This is a genomic window from Sphingobacterium nematocida, assembly GCF_900168125.1.
Classification (GTDB): Bacteria; Bacteroidota; Bacteroidia; order Sphingobacteriales; family Sphingobacteriaceae; genus Sphingobacterium; species Sphingobacterium nematocida.
Genome location: NZ_FUZF01000015.1, coordinates 106,209 through 125,012, shown reverse-complemented (window position 1 = coordinate 125,012; position 18,804 = coordinate 106,209). Strand labels below are relative to the sequence as shown.

16 protein-coding genes are annotated in these 18,804 nt (G+C 38.7%); 6 read left to right on the top strand and 10 right to left on the bottom strand.

Features of this window, described 5'->3' with window-relative positions:
- Together B5X76_RS15675 and sucC are read right to left on the bottom strand one after the other, a co-directional pair.
- Nucleotides 1-1,146 (bottom strand): calcium:cation antiporter, encoded by a 1,146-nt coding sequence (locus tag B5X76_RS15675; RefSeq protein WP_079644522.1) that lies wholly within the window; start codon nucleotides 1,144-1,146, stop codon nucleotides 1-3.
- A 257-nt stretch (nucleotides 1,147-1,403) separates the two neighbouring features.
- Entirely contained in the window at nucleotides 1,404-2,600 is a 1,197-nt protein-coding gene (gene sucC, locus B5X76_RS15670) for an ADP-forming succinate--CoA ligase subunit beta (protein WP_079644520.1), read from the bottom strand.
- Nucleotides 2,601-2,741: 141 nt separating this feature from the next.
- On the opposite strand from sucC, the gene B5X76_RS15665 reads away from it, so the two are divergent.
- From B5X76_RS15665 to B5X76_RS15645, 5 genes are all read left to right on the top strand, one after another.
- Nucleotides 2,742-3,395 (top strand): ABC transporter ATP-binding protein, encoded by a 654-nt coding sequence (locus tag B5X76_RS15665; protein ID WP_176141103.1) that lies wholly within the window; start codon nucleotides 2,742-2,744, stop codon nucleotides 3,393-3,395.
- A gap of 86 nt (nucleotides 3,396-3,481) precedes the next feature.
- Nucleotides 3,482-3,952: a hypothetical protein gene (locus tag B5X76_RS15660; RefSeq protein ID WP_139375343.1), complete on the top strand. Its 471-nt coding sequence runs from the start codon at nucleotides 3,482-3,484 to the stop codon at nucleotides 3,950-3,952.
- Complete coding sequence (locus tag B5X76_RS15655) at nucleotides 3,949-4,509, top strand: hypothetical protein (protein ID WP_079644516.1); 561 nt, start codon at nucleotides 3,949-3,951, stop codon at nucleotides 4,507-4,509. Before B5X76_RS15660 ends, B5X76_RS15655 begins: the two co-directional genes overlap by 4 nt.
- 19 nt (nucleotides 4,510-4,528) lie before the next feature.
- Nucleotides 4,529-6,109: a S41 family peptidase gene (locus B5X76_RS15650; protein WP_079644515.1), complete on the top strand. Its 1,581-nt coding sequence runs from the start codon at nucleotides 4,529-4,531 to the stop codon at nucleotides 6,107-6,109.
- A 140-nt stretch (nucleotides 6,110-6,249) separates the two neighbouring features.
- Nucleotides 6,250-7,257, top strand: a complete 1,008-nt coding sequence (locus B5X76_RS15645) for a LacI family DNA-binding transcriptional regulator (protein WP_079644514.1) — start codon at nucleotides 6,250-6,252, stop codon at nucleotides 7,255-7,257.
- A gap of 44 nt (nucleotides 7,258-7,301) precedes the next feature.
- Here B5X76_RS15645 and lpdA (B5X76_RS15640) read toward each other — a convergent pair whose 3' ends face one another.
- Nucleotides 7,302-8,690 (bottom strand): dihydrolipoyl dehydrogenase, encoded by a 1,389-nt coding sequence (gene lpdA / locus B5X76_RS15640; protein WP_079644512.1) that lies wholly within the window; start codon nucleotides 8,688-8,690, stop codon nucleotides 7,302-7,304.
- A gap of 238 nt (nucleotides 8,691-8,928) precedes the next feature.
- Between lpdA (B5X76_RS15640) and B5X76_RS15635 the strand changes: the two genes are divergently transcribed.
- Nucleotides 8,929-9,264 (top strand): DUF3817 domain-containing protein, encoded by a 336-nt coding sequence (locus tag B5X76_RS15635; protein WP_079644510.1) that lies wholly within the window; start codon nucleotides 8,929-8,931, stop codon nucleotides 9,262-9,264.
- Nucleotides 9,265-9,290: 26 nt separating this feature from the next.
- On the opposite strand, the gene B5X76_RS15630 is transcribed toward B5X76_RS15635, so the two are convergent.
- The 7 genes from B5X76_RS15630 to B5X76_RS15600 form a co-directional block, all read right to left on the bottom strand.
- A complete protein-coding gene (locus tag B5X76_RS15630; RefSeq protein ID WP_079644508.1) occupies nucleotides 9,291-9,701 on the bottom strand; it encodes an acyl-CoA thioesterase in 411 nt (136 codons plus the stop codon).
- Between the two features lie 112 nt (nucleotides 9,702-9,813).
- Nucleotides 9,814-11,220, bottom strand: a complete 1,407-nt coding sequence (gene lpdA, locus B5X76_RS15625) for a dihydrolipoyl dehydrogenase (RefSeq protein ID WP_079644495.1) — start codon at nucleotides 11,218-11,220, stop codon at nucleotides 9,814-9,816.
- 205 nt (nucleotides 11,221-11,425) lie between these two features.
- Nucleotides 11,426-11,959, bottom strand: a complete 534-nt coding sequence (locus B5X76_RS15620) for a plastocyanin/azurin family copper-binding protein (RefSeq protein ID WP_079644493.1) — start codon at nucleotides 11,957-11,959, stop codon at nucleotides 11,426-11,428.
- 259 nt (nucleotides 11,960-12,218) lie between these two features.
- Nucleotides 12,219-13,841, bottom strand: a complete 1,623-nt coding sequence (locus tag B5X76_RS15615) for a response regulator (protein WP_079644491.1) — start codon at nucleotides 13,839-13,841, stop codon at nucleotides 12,219-12,221.
- Nucleotides 13,838-14,416, bottom strand: a complete 579-nt coding sequence (locus B5X76_RS15610) for a chemotaxis protein CheB (protein ID WP_079644490.1) — start codon at nucleotides 14,414-14,416, stop codon at nucleotides 13,838-13,840. Before B5X76_RS15610 ends, B5X76_RS15615 begins: the two co-directional genes overlap by 4 nt.
- Complete coding sequence (locus B5X76_RS15605; protein ID WP_079644488.1) at nucleotides 14,413-15,249, bottom strand: CheR family methyltransferase; 837 nt, start codon at nucleotides 15,247-15,249, stop codon at nucleotides 14,413-14,415. Before B5X76_RS15605 ends, B5X76_RS15610 begins: the two co-directional genes overlap by 4 nt.
- Entirely contained in the window at nucleotides 15,237-18,527 is a 3,291-nt protein-coding gene (locus B5X76_RS15600; RefSeq protein ID WP_176141102.1) for a response regulator, read from the bottom strand. The genes B5X76_RS15605 and B5X76_RS15600 overlap by 13 nt, the downstream gene beginning before the upstream one ends.
- Between the last annotated feature and the right edge of the window lie 277 nt (nucleotides 18,528-18,804).

The following is an 18,804-nucleotide window of genomic DNA, read 5'->3' as shown; positions in this document are numbered from 1 at the left end:
TTAAGGGTTAAATACTAGAAGGATAAATAAGAAAAATAGGATAATATGCATGATACCTAATATGGGAGACGTGCGTTTACCTAAGAAGCTCATCAAGCTGAGCAAAAGGGTTATAATAAATAATATTGTTTCTGTTGATGTAAGGCCTAAAGCGACCGTCTTACCAGTCAATAATCCGATAGTCAGTACAGCCGGTACTGTAAGCCCTACGGTAGATACAAAGGCTCCATGACAAAGGTTAATTGCTCGCTGAAACTCATTATTTAATGCGGCTTTTACAGCAGTCATCGATTCCGGTGTGAATACGATAATAGCAATCAAGACTCCGCCTAAAAGAGGAGGAAGTTGTGTGGTCCTTATTCCGTAATCGACAATGCTGGCCATATGGTGAGACAAGAGTACAATAGGGAGGATCATCGCTATAAGCAAGACACTGCGAAGAATAATTTCTTTTTTATCAATAGATTCTCCGTTTTCTTCGGTCAATTCTCGATTGTTATTACGTTGTGCATAGACGATTTCCATGTGACCGGATTCGGGTTGTAGATATAGATGTCTATATCCCTTCATTTGATAAGCAAGAAAGAAGGCGTATAGAATGGCTATCAACAAAGAAATTCCGATAGCTTGTATATTCGTAAATATTCCGTTTCCTGCTCCTTGGATAAAGTTTGGTAATAACATAGATATTCCTGAGAGCATGATAATCATCGAGAGATAAGTCATTGTGCCTTGCGCATTATATTCCTGTTCGCCGTATTTCAACCCTCCAAAGAGTAAACATATCCCTACCACTAGATTCATGATGATCATCATCACCGAGAAAATAGAGTCTTTTGCTATTTGGGCAGATTCGCCCGGGCCTAAAAGAACTGCTGAAATAAGTATTACTTCAATAGCGACGATAGATAGGGTTAGGATTAATGTTCCATAGGGTTCGCCTAGTTTGTGCGCCAATTCATCAGCTTCTTTTACCACACCAAAAGATGAAAATATGATGGTACTTAATAGTACCACGAATAAGATAGATCCATTTAGCGGGTTCAGCTCTTGGCTGAAGGCGTGCCCATAAATACTAAATACAAGAACAACTAACCAAATGATAACTAGTCGGAATATTGTCTTCTTTGAGAAAATAGTGTTCATAATGACTTTAAATATTAAGTGTTTTGTCACGTGCAAAAATCGGTTTTATAATAGTAATAAATTTTTACATATGTTAAAAACCTGTTCTATGAATTCCGATTTTTTCTGAATTTTGTAAGGAAATGTAAGATTGTTATTCGGTTCTTGGATTTTCTTTGCCTTCGTGTATCTTGGGGGGGATAAAAAACAAAATAGTATAGAAAAAGGAAAAGGGGTAAATTTTATTTTACCCCTTTTCCTTTTTTAATGTTGAAAGATTATTTTTCGCCTAATACTTTTGTAACAAGTTCTGCAGCTTCTTTCAGTAATATTGCTGAGTAAACTTGTAAGCCAGACTCATCAATTAATTTTTTAGCTTCTGCGGCATTAGTTCCTTGAAGACGAACGATAATTGGAACAGGAATGTTGCCAATTTCGTTGTATGCATCAATCACACCTTGAGCGACACGGTCACAACGTACGATACCACCAAAGATATTGATTAAGATTGCTTTTACATTTGGATCTTTAAGGATGATGTTAAATCCTGCTTTTACAGTTTCTGCATTAGCAGTACCACCTACGTCTAGGAAGTTTGCAGGCTCACCACCAGCAAGTTTAATGATGTCCATTGTTGCCATTGCAAGTCCTGCACCATTTACCATACAGCCTACGTTACCATCCAATTTAACGTAGTTTAAGTTTGACTCACCAGCTTCAACTTCTGTTGGATCTTCTTCTGTGACATCACGCATCGCAGCGATATCCGCATGACGGTATAATGCGTTTTCGTCTAAATTTACTTTAGCATCAACAGCTAAGATTTTATCATCAGATGTTTTTAATACGGGGTTGATCTCAAACATAGAGGCATCGATAGAATCGTAAGCTTTATATAAAGCAGCTACGAATTTAACCATGTCTTTGTGTGCAGCGCCTGATAAACCTAAGTTGAAAGCGATTTTACGCGCTTGGAAACCTTGTAGGCCAACTTTAGGGTCGATTTCTTCTTTGAAGATCAAATGAGGAGTTTTTTCAGCTACTTCTTCGATGTCCATACCGCCTTCTGTGGAGTACATGATAATGTTACGACCAGTACCACGGTCTAACAAAACAGACATATAGAATTCTTTGGTTTCGCTCTCACCTGGGTAGTATACATCTTGTGCGACTAGCACTTTATTAACTTTTTTACCTTCAGGACCTGTTTGCGGAGTAACAAGTTGCATGCCGATGATATCTGTAGCGCGTTGCAATACTTCATCATGGTTTTTAGCTAACTTTACACCACCACCTTTACCACGGCCTCCTGCATGGATTTGTGCTTTAATCACAACCCAATCCGAGTTGAATTCTTCTTTCATTCTCTTAGCAGCTTCAACTGCTTGCTCAGGCGTTTCAGCAACGACTCCTTCTTGGACTCTTACACCAAAACTCTTAAGTATTTCTTTTCCTTGATATTCGTGAATGTTCATTGATAAAAAAATTTGACGTAAAAATAGGGTTTTTATTCTTATGGAACAAGGTTAAAAATTAAAAGCTTGTTCCATAAGATAGCTATCTAGCGGTCGTTATAGAGCTTGGTTTTTGATTCTTTTTAGTAAATTCGCATTATGATTCTTAAAGCCACAAATATTCATAAGTCTTACGGTTCATTGCCGATACTTAAAGGGGTTGATATTGAAGTGCAGCGTGGTGAGATAGTTTCCATCGTTGGAGCATCGGGAGCAGGGAAGAGTACTTTTTTGCATATTATCGGAACATTGGATAAAGCTGACAAAGGTGAGCTTTTTATCAATGATACCGCGATACATACGTTGTCATCAAACGAAATGAGTGCATTTAGAAATATGCATATTGGGTTTGTGTTTCAATTTCATCATTTACTACCCGAGTTTACAGCTCTTGAGAATATTTGTATCCCTGCTTTTATCAATGGTACTGCCACACAAAAAGCTGAACGTAGAGCTATGGAGCTATTGGATATTCTTGGTGTTGCAGATCGGGCGCAGCACAAGCCGAGCCAACTTTCGGGTGGAGAACAACAACGTGTTTCTGTTGCCCGGGCTTTGATTAATAATCCATCGTTGGTATTAGCAGACGAACCCTCAGGCAATTTGGATTCTGAGAATGCAGCCTCTTTGCATCAGCTTTTTTTTAATCTGCGGGATACAATGAATCAGACATTTATTATTGTTACGCATAATGAAGAGTTGGCGGGAATATCAGATCGTACGATCCACATGCGTGATGGACTCGTATATGCGTAGCGAATAGATTTGAAAAGCCGCTGTCTTCGAAACGCGTAAACAGATCAATCAGTAAGCAGGCTTTCAATAGTCAAACATATTTATACATGAAGAAGATTTTACTTACCTGTGCCACACGTTCATTTTCAATGCGTGTCGCGCAGTTGTTGTCCCCTCATTTTGAGGTTATATCAGCTACTTCAGACGAAGTGCCTACAGTCTTGCAGGGACGTTATCACAAGATTCCGAAAGGCGCTAATCCTACTTATGCTCATGAAGTTCTTAAAATTGCATTGGATTTGAAATGCGATTACGTTCTTCCTTTAGCTATGGATGAAATTGTTACGTTGAGCGGCTCTTTAATCCTTTTTGAAGAGTATGGGATTCAGGTATTATGCCCTGGGATTGCAGATTTAGAGATGCTTTCGGTTTTGGACAATCCAGCAAAGGAGTTAAAATTAAGTCTTTTTGTCGGCGGGTATGATGTTTTCGGGGTGACATCTGAATCGGTTGCTTTCGATGGTTTGGGCATGCTTTCCGATTCAGGTGATACATTTATATTAGCAGTTGCCAAATGAAGTTAAGCGAAATTTCTTTCGATAAAGCACTTTATTTGTTCGAGTTGGACGATGTGCTTTTTTGCAGGCGAGAATACTTGTTACAGGTTTATTATCTTTTCGGTAGTTTTTATGAATTTACTGAGGGGACGGCGAAGGCCAGTGATATGGCCGAATTTATGAAGAAAGTATACGATCATCACGGCGAGGATGCTGTATTTCCAGCAACAAAGGTCATGTTTGGGGTTGATGATAAATATGAAGTCAATTTGCAGCGTTTGCAGGCTAATGCACAGCTGCCTCTTAAGTTGATGTTGCCGGAAGCCCGAGCCGACCTGTTAGTGCGATTGGTCGAAGATAAAAGGCAGGTTGCTGTATTGACAAAGGGTAATCCTGTTGAGCAATTAAACAAATTGAAATTTTTGGATTGGGGCAAGGCAGATTCGATCAAGCATACGTTAAAAGTATTTTTTGTGGACGAGCTTGAGTTTAAATCTTTCGTGCCAATTGATTATATTGCATCAGAATATGATTTGCCGAAAGATCAGATTGTAATTGTTAATACGATTGTAGATTAGTTATAGAACGATTGTGTGTATGAAAAATAAAGCATCCTATATCATACTTCTTGCCTGGGTAATTATAACGGTCGGATGTAAGAAGACACCTCCAAACCTAAAGGAGGATACGGAGATTGAACCCCCGCAGAAGACAACGGTTTATAATTCTGATGTCAAGGAGAATATGATCAAAGACAGTGTCTTTTATTATACTAAACTATTTTCATTGTGGCAGGACAATATGCCACCAAAGAATTTGAATGACTTGAACAAACCCGATTTAATCCGTACAAAATATACGCAGTATTTCGAGCGAGGAGAACATGTGTTGGATTGGTTAGTGAGCCTAACTCCCAAAAATACCGAAACGGGACAGCCTATAGACAGGTACAGTTATTTGGATCGAGCGGGGGTGGTAAGTGGCGAAGTTCAAGACGCGATATCTACAAGTTTTGGAATGCAGGTGTTTTATCTACAAACAGAGAACACTGGAAATAACGCGGATTTGTATGTCCGTATGGTTGAGAAAAATTCGTCGGCATGGGAGGTCGGAATGAGACGTGGTGATAGGATTATTAGTATCAATGGCGATACCAAGATAGACTATGATGCGCAGAAGGCACAAAGTTTTAGAAGCTTAAACGGTTATCTAAATGCATACACTTTGACTGTCGTATTCCAGCAACCCTCGGGAACTATCTTAACGCAAACTATTACCCAAAAGCCGTTTGAAAAAAATCCAATCTTAGATTACCGTGTTATTTTGAACAACGGTAAGAAAATTGGATATCTTGCTTTTAACTCTTTTCTAGCGACAGAAAAGTCGGAGAATGGAAATTGGATAAAAACGGATATGTATCATAGATTTGAAGAGGTTCTGAAGAGCTTGCAAGGCATCGATGAGTTTGTTGTTGATTTGCGATATAATGGAGGAGGTGCTGTAATCACGGCCGAGTACTTGGCCGATTGGTTTGTGCCGGCTTCCAAAAACAAAGAACTGATGTATACCTCTACGATGAATAGTTATTTTCAGAAAGAAGGGTGGACACGTCCTGGAGGAGAGTTTGGCCCAGTCTTCTTTAATAAAAGAGGGGGAATAGAAATAAAACGTATCTACTTTTTGGTGTCCAGTTCAACAGCATCAGCCAGTGAACTCTTAATGAACGTGATGAAGCCCCATATACCAGTTTTTATGGTCGGTACAAAGGCGGTGGATGCCAACGATAGAATTATTGATGAATATACTTATGGTAAGCCTGTGGGATTTTGGGAATGGCCTGTTGTGGAGGATGCGAATAACCCTAGCAATGACGTCAGTCTTTATCCAGCATCGTTCAAGACTTATAATAAACTTGGTGAGGGCGATTATTTTAACGGTATGAAGCCGAGTGCCCATGTCTGGGAGTTTAGTAATTTTCTGGATTTTGGCCAGGAGGGAGAGTCTATGTTACGTGCTGCGATTACGCATATTAATACGGGCAGCTTTACGGCTCCCTCTCTGCGATCAAGTGGTTTTGTCCGGAAAAACCGAGTTATGGACGAGCGGATACAACAAAGAAGTAATACGAGAGGACGTATGTTCAAGTTTAATAGCGGGACATCACGTTTGAAAGAATAAGGTTACAGCTCCTCTCTAAAAAAATCTAAATAGAAGAGGATAGCTACAAAATTCGTTTTATATTACAGTACAATTATATTGCGTGTAAACACGAATTTGTGTAGGTTTGGATTAGAGGGGGTAAATAAAACAGTGTCATTATGAAATCGAACAAACCGGCAACGATTAAGGAAATAGCAAGGAAATTAAAAATTTCACCATCGACAGTGTCGAGAGCTTTGAATGATCATCCAAGCATAGGGCTGGTCACTACAATGCGGGTGAAAAAGATGGCAGAGGAGTTGAATTATGAGCCAAATCAGACAGCTATCTTTTTTAAACAGCGGAAGACCTTCACGATAGGTGTTATTTTACCTGCATTATCTGAGCCTTTTTTTTCTTCCGCAATCAGTGCTATAGAAGCGATTGCTGAAGATAGAAAGTACACGGTGTTATTGGGACAGTCATTGGATGATGCCGATCGTGAGGCTAAAATTATTGCCACTTTTAAGAAACATCGTGTTGATGGTATATTGATGTCGCTGGGTAAGAATACAACGGATTTGAGCTTTGTAGAGGTCTTAGAGAGTTCGGATATACCAGTAGTCTTTTTTGACTGTGTACCGGAGTCGACTTCCGTCCATAAAGTTTATTGTGATCTAGCTACGGGTATGGATGAAGCCATTGAGGCATTTATTAGTCGTGGGCATAAGAATATTGCACTGATCAATGGACCCGAGACATTACTCTCGGCAACAGAACGTACGGCTTCTTTCCAGGAAGCTTTATTGAAGCATGGTTACGAATTTAATGATAAATATGTGGTGCACACCGATCTAACGGAACACGGTAATCACGCTGCTATGGAACAACTGTGTGTATTGCCTGAGCGGCCTTCTGCTATCGTTTCTTTTAATGATTTTGTGACACTCGATGTGATCAAGTATGCTAGGGGTAAAGGTATAATCGTAGGCCAGGATATGCATTTCATCAGTTTTGCGAATTATCCGCTTTGGAAATATATGGAGAACCCTCCTTTAGCGAGTATAGAACAGTACCCAGATGAACAAGGGAAAAAGGCTGCAGAAATACTTTTTGAAATTTTAGAAAGCAAAGAAAAGGTTGAACCTCAGGAGATCATATTTTCTTCTAAATTAGTACTGAAATAAAAAAAGCGGATTTTTAATCCGCTTTTTTTATTTTCTATATCCTCTTATAAGTGGATTACTTCGCCGTATGCATCTGCAGCAGCTTCCATAATAGCTTCACTCATCGTTGGGTGTGGATGTACTGATTTAATCATTTCATGACCTGTAGTCTCTAATTTACGGGCTACAACAACTTCAGCGATCATCTCTGTTACATTTGCTCCAATCATATGAGCGCCCAAAAACTCGCCATATTTTGCATCAAAAACTAGTTTTACAAAACCATCTTTTGCGCCTGCGGCAGAAGCCTTACCTGATGCTGAAAATGGGAATTTTCCAACTTTAACCTCATAGCCTGCTTCACGGGCAGCCTTTTCTGTATACCCTACGGAAGCAATCTCCGGTGAGCAGTAAGTACATCCTGGGATATTGTTATAGTCGATAGGTTCAACATGTAGTCCTTTGATTTTCTCAACACAGGTTATACCTTCTGCCGATGCTACGTGTGCCAAAGCTTGACCTTTTACAATATCACCTATAGCATATACGCCATCTATGTTTGTTTTGTAATAATCGTCGACAACTACACGACCTTTATCCACTTTTACACCAACCTCTTCAAGACCTAAGTTCTCGATATTAGGCATAATACCTACAGCCGAAAGAACAACTTCTGCTTCGATCACTTCAGTACCCTTTGCTGTTTTGATACTCACTTTAGAAAGAGCACCACTTGTATCTACAGATTGAACTTCTGATTTTGTTAGAATTTCAATACCAGCTTTCTTTAGCGATTTTTCTAATTGTTTAGAAACCTCTTCATCTTCTACTGGAACAATTCTGTCCATGAACTCAACGATAGTTACCTTCGTGCCGATAGCATTATAAAAATAAGCAAACTCTACACCGATAGCTCCTGAACCAACAACTACCAAAGATTTTGGTTGAGTAGGTAGATTCATTGCTTGGCGGTAACCAATTATTTTTTTACCATCCTGTGGAAGGTTTGGCAATTCTCTAGAACGAGCACCGGTAGCTAGAATAGTATGTTTCGCAGTATATTCTTTTGTGCTTCCATCCGCTGCTTTTACATCTATTTTACCGCCTTTTTTGATTTTAGCAGTGCCTAATATAACATCGATCTTATTCTTTTTCATTAAGAATTGGATGCCTTTACTCATGCCTTCAGCTACACCGCGACTTCTTTTTACAATAGCGCCAAAATCAGCCTCACCTCCTTGTACTTTAATTCCGTACTCTTCAGCATGGTTTAAATATTCGAAAACTTGTGCACTTTTTAATAAGGCTTTAGTTGGTATACATCCCCAGTTCAAGCAGATCCCACCCAAAGCTTCACGCTCTACAACGGCAGTTTTAAAGCCTAGTTGAGCTGCACGTATAGCTGCTACGTAACCGCCTGGGCCACTTCCAATCACGATGATGTCGTAGTTCATATATTTTTAGTATTTATATTAAACATATTTGCTCCCAAAAATACATCTTTTTATTGAAAGTATCTGTTTTTAAATAGACAAGTGACAGGCATTAATTGCGTCAATCTGTATTTGTATTGGATATATTAATAAAAACATGACATCCAATGAAATAGATTGTCAAAGGGCAGTCAATTCTATGAAATGATTTTTGAGAGGTCAAAGTTTGGTTTATTTTTGCCTGAAATAATTTATCACGATGTTACGTATTTTTCAGCAAGTTGCTCTTTGGGAGGCTATTTCCACCATTATTTTGTTCTTTATCGCGATGCCGATTAAGTATGTTTTGCCACATCTTATGGATGTTCCAGATGACATTAGGAATGGTGCCGTACGTATAGCCGGATCCATCCACGGTTTTTTGGTCGTACTGTTTGTTATTCTTTTGGTGGCCTGCTGGCAAAGCTATAGCTGGAAGTTCACCAGAGTTATTAAATACTTTGTGTTGTCATTGATTCCTGTCGTTTCTTTTTGGGTGGAGCGTGACGTAAAGAAGGATATTCTATCCACCAAAAAGACAGTTAAAGCTGCTTAATAATCTATACGAATCTGCCAAGGACGTTACGGTGTCTCGTCCTTGGTGAACTTATCGACACTCATATAGGCATAGGTTATCTCGGTCTTGCCATGCGGAGTTGGTGTACCTTCTTCATCTAGGTTGACAAACACCAACTTGTCAATAGAAAGTATTGTTTTTCGAGTTATCTTATTTCTTACCTCGCAACGCATTGTGATCGAGGTACGTCCGAATTCTGTTGCGGTGATGCCTAATTCAATAATATCGCCCTGTTTGGCTGAACTGACAAAGTTTATTTCAGAAATATATTTGGTGACTACATGCGGATTTCCCAATTGTACAATAGCGTAGATTACTGCCTCTTCATCAATCCATCTTAGTAGCGTACCTCCGAATAGCGACCCGTTTGGATTTAGGTCTTCGGGTTTTATCCATTTACGTGTGTGAAAATTCATGTTTTAAACGTTGTATATATTTCATTAATCAAAAAATGCCCTTTGCCTTTATCCGTAAGAAAATACGGTTTTAGCAAAAGGCATTTCTATATTTAAAAAGCTTGATTTCTAATTAAGCATGAATAGCTCTATTAGCTGTAGCTGCTAATGCTGCTTCTTTCAATGCTTCGGTATATGTAGGGTGTGCATGACATATTCTGCCGATGTCTTCAGCAGAAGCTCTGTATTCCATAGCTACGACTGCTTCTGCAATCATATCTGCTGCTCGTGGCCCTATCATATGTACTCCTAACACCTCGTCCGTTTCAGCGTCGGCTAATACTTTGACAAAACCATCGGTATCTCCTGATGCTTTGGCACGACCGGAAGCTTTGAATGAGAACGAACCTGATTTGTATTTTTTACCAGCTTCTTTCAGTTGCTCTTCAGTCTGCCCAACAGATGCTACCTCAGGCCATGTATATACGACCCCAGGGATCAAGTTGTAGTCGATATGTGGTTTTTGACCGGCAATACGTTCTGCAACATATATTCCTTCGTCTTCCGCTTTGTGTGCCAACATCGCACCTTTTACTACATCACCAATTGCATATATACCCTCTACCGAAGTCTCTAGATGATCATTGACCGTGATTTTGTTGCCCCTCTCTTCTGGAGTGATTCCGATATTTTCTAAACCTAAATCTTTGGTGTAAGCGATACGGCCTACAGATACGATACAGTAATCTCCTTCAAAAGAAACAGCCTGACCTTTACTGTCTTCAGCAGTAACAGTCACTTTCTTACCTTTAGCGGAAGCTCCGGTTACTTTGTGTCCTAAGAAAAACTCCATACCTAAAGATTTTTTTAGTACACGTTGGAGTTCTTTTCCTAAACCACCATCCATTGTGCTGATAATAGATTTAGCATACTCAATGACAGAAACTTTGGCGCCTAAACGCGCATAAACTGATCCTAATTCCAGACCGATTACACCACCACCAATAACAATAAGGTGTTTAGGTACTTCAGTAAGGTTTAATGCTTCTGTAGAAGTAATGATACGCTGTTTGTCAATAGGGAGGAATGGTAACGCAGTAGGTTTGGAACCTGTCGCGATGATTACGTTCTTGCCTGTGATTTCTTCTGCCGTACCATCTTTTTTAGTGATTTTTATGGTATTTTTATTAACAAAAGAACCTACTCCTTCGTAAGAGTCGACTTTGTTCTTTTTAAATAAGTAAGTGATACCTGCCGTATTTTGGGCAATGACATCGTTCTTACGATCGATCATTTTCTTAACGTCTATTTTAAGACTGCTAAGGCTAATCCCATGATCAGCAAAGGCATGAGCTGCGTTGTGATAGTGCTCTGAAGTGTCCAATAGGGCTTTAGAAGGTATACAGCCTACATTAAGACAGGTACCCCCAAAAGTACTGTATTTTTCGATTACCGCTGTTTTTAGGCCTAATTGAGCGCAACGGATAGCGGCTACATAACCACCTGGACCACTGCCTATAACTATAACGTCGTATTGCATGATTGCGAGTTTTAAATTTTGAGGCTAAGTTAAGACTTATCTCTAAGTAATTCCAAAATATTGATTCAAAAATACCCCTTAAAGTTTCTGTTTATTTTGTTCTATCGCTTTCTAGGTTTTGTTTTAACGTCGAAAGCCTTAATATAATACAAAAGGCACGACTCCGTGCCTTTTGTATTATATTAAAAGAAAATCCGTACTGCTATTATTCAGCAACAATTTTTCCGTGCATTACACCATAGTGTCCTGGGAAACTACAGATATAGTCGTATACTCCTTTTTCCAAAGTCACGGTGATTTTATCTTCTTCACCTGGGCCTAGTAATTTGGTGTGTGCTACAATCGATGAAAGTGAAGATTTAGGGATGTACTCGTTATCCGCTGCAGCTGATGCTTCGCCGCCAAAAGTAGGCAAATCGACACCAGGATTAAGAATAACCAAGTTGTGTCCCATTGATTCTTTTGGCATTGAACCGACATTTTTCAATGTTAATTCTAGAGGTTCTCCTGCTTTTACGCGGATCAACTCCGTGTTAAATTTCATTTGATCGTTACCTTCTACAGTCCAGCTGTTGGAGATCGCTACATTTTCGATACCAGGTACCGTTTCAGCCGGAGATTCCGAAGTCGTTTCTTCGGTCGTGTTTTGCGTTGAACTTTCTGACTTCGTGTTGTTTCCTCCGCAAGCAGCTAGAGATACAACGGCAGCTAAAGCTGGGATAAAAAATAATTTTTTCATATGTGTATAATTTGTCTTTTAATGGTCAAATGGAATACTCATGAGTGTTCGTGCTTCGCTAAACATGAGTATTTCATTGAAAAGTAATTAAATTTAAGCGTATAAAAACTCCATTGTACAATAGAGCTAGTTACACCCGGATTGTTGTTAATGATAAATGAGCTAAAACAGGTTTCAATGTTGTTTTATGCCATTATTCCATTGTTAAATAGAACGCTTAAAGATACTAAAAATAAAAGTACTAGATGGCAATTAGACCTCAAAATGGCAATTTGTTGACTTTCTCTGATTCACATACTTTTGTTATTTTCTTGTAGAGCTCGGCAGGATCAAAAGGTTTACCAATGACCTCATCTGCCCCTACTTGAAAAGCTGCTTGTTGTTCATGCTCCAGTACCGATGCGGATATGGTAATTATAGGTGTCTGTCTGCGTGCCGGGTTGATATTGCCCCGGATTTCTTTAATAGCTTCAAATCCACTCATGACCGGCATATGGGTGTCCATGAGGACCAGGTCAAAACTGTCTTTTTCTAAAGCTTCTAGCGCGAGACGTCCATTTTTTACGACAGTGACTTTGCAATCCCAAGTCTGTAGGATATGGGCCAGCATAAAGCTGTTTAACTCATTGTCTTCTGCTACCAAAACGTTAAATCCTTCCAGTTTAGGGAATTGCGAGTAGGGTAGATTGATCTCTCTTTTGATTTTCTCCTTGTTTTTAACTTCTTTGATATCGACAATAAATGAAAATTCTGACCCATCACCGTATACGCTTTGGGCATGCACTTCACCATTTAAAAGCTCGGAAAGGCGTTTTACAATAGCTAATCCTAAACCAGTACCGCCAAATTTTTTGGTGATTCCATCATCGCCTTGTTCGAATGCGAGAAATATTTTGTCCACTGAGCCTGGCTTTATACCGATTCCGGTATCAGTGACTGAAAATTTTATTTTATGGATATCATCCGTCTCTTCTAGGGTCTGTACCGCTAATGTTATCTTTCCTCTTTCGGTAAATTTTAAACTGTTGGATACAAAATTGCTGATGATCTGTTCGAGTCGCAAGGAGTCAAAATGGACATGTTTTGGCAATTTTGAATCAAGTCTTACATCAAATTCTAGCTTTTTATCAGATGCTTTGATCTTGAACATCTGCCCCAGATCCAAAAGTAGATTAGTGAGATGGAAGTCCTCCATTTCAATCTTCATCATGCCCGAGTCGATCTTTGAAATATCCAAAATGTCGTTGATGATCAGTAATAGCGAATTGGAGGCAATCTCCAGTCGATTGACCCAGTCCAATTGCTCAAAACTTAGATTTGCATTTTTCAACATATGCACTATTCCTTTGATACCGTTAATAGGGGTGCGGATCTCGTGACTCATATTGGCCAAAAATATTTCTTTGGATTTTCGAGCTTGTTCCGCTTCTTGATTGGCTTGTATCAGTGCCTTCTTAGAAAGTTCTAGTTCGGTGTTTTTTTGGATTATTTCTTCTTGAATATGTATCTGTTTGATGAATGATGTTACCTTAGCAATGGTGATTTCGGGATTGAGTGGCTTGTAAAGATAATCTACAGCACCACTTTGCAAACCTTTGATCAGATATTTATCCTCTTTCGATATCGCTGTAACCATTACAGCCATGATGTGGCTTGTCTTTGGGTTGGCTTTGAGCAAAGAGACAAATTCAAAACCGTTTATTTCCGGCATTTGAACGTCTACCAAAGCTAAAGATATATCGTTTTTCCAACATAATTTGAGCGCTTCATTCGGATCGGTGGAGCAGATGATATTAATGTTTTCAATATCGGATAAAAGAGCTTGTAAACTTATGATGTTCTCTTCTTTGTCGTCAAGTATTAATAAGTTGATGTTTTTCATGGTAAAAAGAGATTGTAGCAAAAGTAACGTATTATTTCTTGATTTTTAAGTACAGTAGCAGCGGTAGATTCTTGGATACCAGAAAGCGGCATTGTATTAATTATGGCTTCATCCGGATCTTGTATAAATGTCTTTCCACCAAAATGTTCCACAGTGCTCAGGCCGTGGGCGCCATCTATATTAGCTCCCGAGAATAAAAAGGCCTTACAGTTTTCTCGGTACACCTGAGCAGCTGTTTCGAAAAAAACGTCGATTGATGGTTTTGAATAGTTAACATGCTCTGAGCTGTCCAGTGCAAATGTTCGGTCGGGCTCGACAAGTAAGTGGTAGCCCGCTGGAGCAAAATAAACATAGCCGTTTCTGATTTCCATTTTGTCTGTCACGGATACAACAGGTCTATTCAGTTTTTTTGAAAGACTACTTTCAATTTTGGTGTTAAATGTAATGCTGCGATGGATCACAACGCACAGTGCATAGTCTAGCTGTTGAGGTAGTTTTTCGAGTATTTCAGTGATTAGTGTAAATGAACCTGCTGAGCCCCCAATGATCACTATTTTATCTGCAGTTCCTTTCATCTAATTTTTTGGTAGATATTTAAGGTGCTATCTATAACTTTAAATTTGCTTTTTATAGCATGCCCATATAGGCTTTCTTTTGTTCCCAAGCACAAGAAACCAAAGAGAGCCAGTGATTGATAAAACAAATTCAAGGCACGTTCCTGCAATTCTTTATCAAAATAGATCATCACATTACGGCATAATATCAGTTGGAACTCATTGAAGACATTATCTGACACTAAGTTGTGTGTAGAGAATAGCACCTTATTTCGATACTCATTATTGATTATTGCCGCATCATACATGGCCGTATAGTGAGAGGCGAATTCAGAAGGAAGGCCTGATTTATTATAGTTATCTGTATATGACTTAATTTTCTTTAGTGGATAAACTCCTTTTCGAGCGAAGTCCAAAGCTTTTAGACTGACATCTGTTCCGTATAGGAAAGATCGATCTAATAAATTATTTTCCTTTAGCAGTATTGTTAGAGAGTACGCCTCTTCGCCTGTTGCACAGCCGGCACTCCATATTCTCAATTGAGGATAGGTCTCTAGGTAAGGGAATAGTTTAATTTTTAACTGCCTGAAAAATTCGGGATCCCGAAACATTTCGGTCACATTGACCACCAATTCTTGTATAAAATAGTTTTCAAAGCCATCGACATTTAGTATAGCATTTTTTAGGTCGACCAGATCTATTTTTTCAACCATAAGAAAGCGTTCTACCCTTCGTTTTAATGAAGATTTGGAATATCCAGTAAGGTCGAAGTCTGAGATATTCTTCAGTAGATAGATGACTTCATCTAAATCTGAAAAACTGATGAATTCACTTTTGCTTGCTACCCTAACCATACCTGCATTAATGACGTTAACTTGTCTATATCGATAGGCTTACTGACATAATCATTGGCTCCGATTTGTATAGACTTCTCTCGATCGCCTTTCATAGCCTTGGCTGTGACAGCTAGGATAGGTACATTTTTATACTTTAGGTCTTCACGGATTATTCTTATGGCTTCGTATCCGTCCATCTCAGGCATCATAATATCCATCAGAATAATGTCTACATTATTGTCCGGATTACTCATGATCTGTACAGCCTCTTTGCCATTATTGGCAATCTCTATATCCATCTCAAAGCTCTGTAACGACGTGGTAAGTGCAAACACATTGCGCATGTCATCATCAGCGACAAGAACCCGTTTTCCTTTTAAATTGCTTGTCTGCTGAATGTTACCCATGTTTTTGATCGGTTGATAGGAGGAATCATTGATCTTATTTAGAAAAAGATTGACCTCATCTATCAATCGGTCGCTTGATTTGTCGGATTTTAGAATAGTTGCTCTTGCATCAGCGATAATCTGATCATATTGCTCTTTTGGGAGCTCGTATGCCGTATTGATAATGATCGGAATATTTACTAAACGAGGTGTTTTTTTTATTTTTTCTATTAGATCTAGGCCATTCCCATCGGGGAGCTGCATATCTAGAATGATACAGTCAATATTTGTTTCTTCAGAGAGTTTTTCCCATGCTGTAGCTAATGAAAAGGCCTGTATGACATTGATACTGTGGTCGGCAAACGAATCCTTAATAAAATCACTCTGCAACTCTTGATCTTCTATCAGTAAGATCTTTTTGACTGCCTGGCTTAGATTAAGATTGATTGTTTCAAACGTATGCTGGATCGTGTCTGCTGTCACCGGCTTGTGCATAAAGCCTATAGCACCTTTTTCTAAGAAATCTTTTTTGTTGAAAGTCGCTGCAGACATCATATGTACAGGAATATGTTTGGTCAACGGGTTTTCTTTCAGAAGTCTTAATACTTCCCATCCATCAGCTATAGGGAGCATTACGTCAAGGATAATGGCGTCGGGATTGATTTGTTGGGCCACTTCTATTCCTTTCGCCCCGTCATGAGCAAGACTGACTACAAATCCATACTCTTCTGCGAAGCCCTTTAAGATATCTGCAAAATTGATGTCGTCCTCTATAATTAGAATGGACCTTTCTTTTTCTGGGGCCGATCGTCCGTTTTCGGCAATCGGAACTATTGGGTTTACTTGTATTTCTTTCTTCTCGACAGGAGGTTGTGTCTTTTCTACAGCTACGGTTTCGGAAGCTGTATAGGGGATGATTAGGGAGAATGTACTTCCTATTCCGATCTGGCTTTCCAGTGTGATTCTTCCTCCCAATAGGGAAGCTATTTCCCGACTAATAGATAGACCTAGTCCAGTCCCTCCATATTTACGGCTTGTAGAGCCATCTTCTTGCCTAAAGGCTTCGAAGATGAGTTCTTGCTTTTCCGGTGAGATGCCTTTTCCAGAGTCTTTGACTTCAAAGCATAAATTATTGGTTTGCATTTTTATGCTAAACTCTACCGTGCCATTGATAGGGGTAAATTTAAATGCGTTTGAAAGAAAGTTTTTGACAACCTGCTGTAGGCGATACTCGTCACATAAAAAGTGTCTAGGTAGATCGTCTGTTAATTTTGTTGTAAAAGTTATGCCTTTATCCTTCGCTACGGCTTTAAATAGTTCCTCCGTATTACTTGCAAAATCTTTGGAATAAATTTTTTCGATGTTTAGGTCTATTTTTCCTGATTCTATTTTTGCTAGATCCAATAGCTCATTGATCAGTTCCAGAAGATCTGTTCCAGCCCCGTGTATCACACTGGCGTATTTTACCTGTTCTGTGTTTAGGTTTTTTAACTTATTGTCCTGTAGGAGTTTTGCCAGTATTAGGATACTGTTTAGCGGGGTTCGGAGTTCGTGGCTCATGTTGGCCATAAATTCAGACTTATATTTACTAGCTTGCTGTACTTCTGCTATTTTTTGTTCTACGATTCTATGGGCATGGTTTAGGTCTGTATTTCTTTTTTCGACTTCGGCTGCTTTTTGATTCAGTTCGACATTGGTTTGTGTGAGTTCTTCCTGTTGTACACGAAGCTCTTCTTCAGAAGATTCCAGAAGATGAGTTTTATGTATTAATTCTTCGTTCGTGATTCGTAGTTCTTCCTGTTGAGCTTCTAGTTCCTCTGTTTGTCTTTGTGTTTCTTCCAGCAATTGTTCGACCAATAAATGGCTTTGTCCAAATTTGATACGGGTAGCGATCAATCTACTGATTCGTGTTAGGTAATCCTTATATTTTTTTTGTTTTTCAGGAGTGCATAGTGCTGCGATTTCAATGATACCAAGGCAATGGTCTTCATGTATCAGTGGCGAAATAAATACTGTAGCGGGTAATTGATTAAGCGTAGCAGTATTTGTATTTAGGTGATTTGTATCTTCTATCTTTTGTATGACAAAGCTTTTGTCTTCAGCTATTTTTCCTAAGAAACCTTCCCCACTTACAAAGTTTTCGAGGTTTAGTGTGTTTTTCAGACCTAAAGCAGCAGTTCTTTCGAATTGGTAGGAGTCTAATTTTCTTACATATATTGCGATAGCTTGTGTCGAAAGTTGTTCGTTAAGTAGTTTGGTTACAATCTGACTTATTTTATAGCTATCATCTATACCACTTATTCTGTCAGCGAGATAAGCACTTTTCTCCAGTATCCAGTTTGTATCTTCAATATGTATGCGAGCTTCTTCAAACTCTTTATTGACATTCTTCAGTTCGTTGCTGGATTTGCGAAGTTGGGTTAGTATTTGAAAAATCTTGTAGAATGAATAAGCAATAATTAGCAAGCTGATAATAATCAGCCCTATTATTACCTTTTCAACATCGCTGATATATTTTTCGTTTTTTGCCATCTCTTTCGCACGATTGGCAATAACAGATTCTATAAATATGTTGGTAGATTCTAAGTTTTTTTTCTGCTCTTTGAGCCAATAATTGATTGTCTCATCCTTGGATCCCCCTTTATCACGTAATGACGATATGTCTAATACGGTCTCAACACGGTCGATCAGGTGTTTTGCGTTTTCGCTGTTCTGAGAGCTTACCTTCCTTATCGCTGTAACATGTTCTTCCAGCTCGTCGGTGTTGTTAGCAATTTCGATTTCTGCACTGTTCAGTCCTTTTACCAAATCGATATGCGCTCGGGTTAGATCATAAAGACTTTTGTTGACGGTTGTCGCTAACTGTAATTGTTCTTGCGAGTTTTTTATGATTTCGTCGTTTCTAACCATGAAGTTAGAAAACTGACTAAATAAATATATGATTGACAACAAGATAATGCTAGTAGCGATGCCAATGCTTATAAAAACCTGGGTTTTTAATTTATTTCGTTTATTCATGTTGATGGTATCTAAACTGTTTTTCATCCAGTAGGATTAGGTTAGATGTATACAAAGGTATATAATAGTTTAATTTCTTTATACGTATTGTTAATAATATAAAGCACAATAATGCACAGAAAATTAAAATAAATTAATATCTTTAAAAAGCTATTTTTTTAATTTTAAT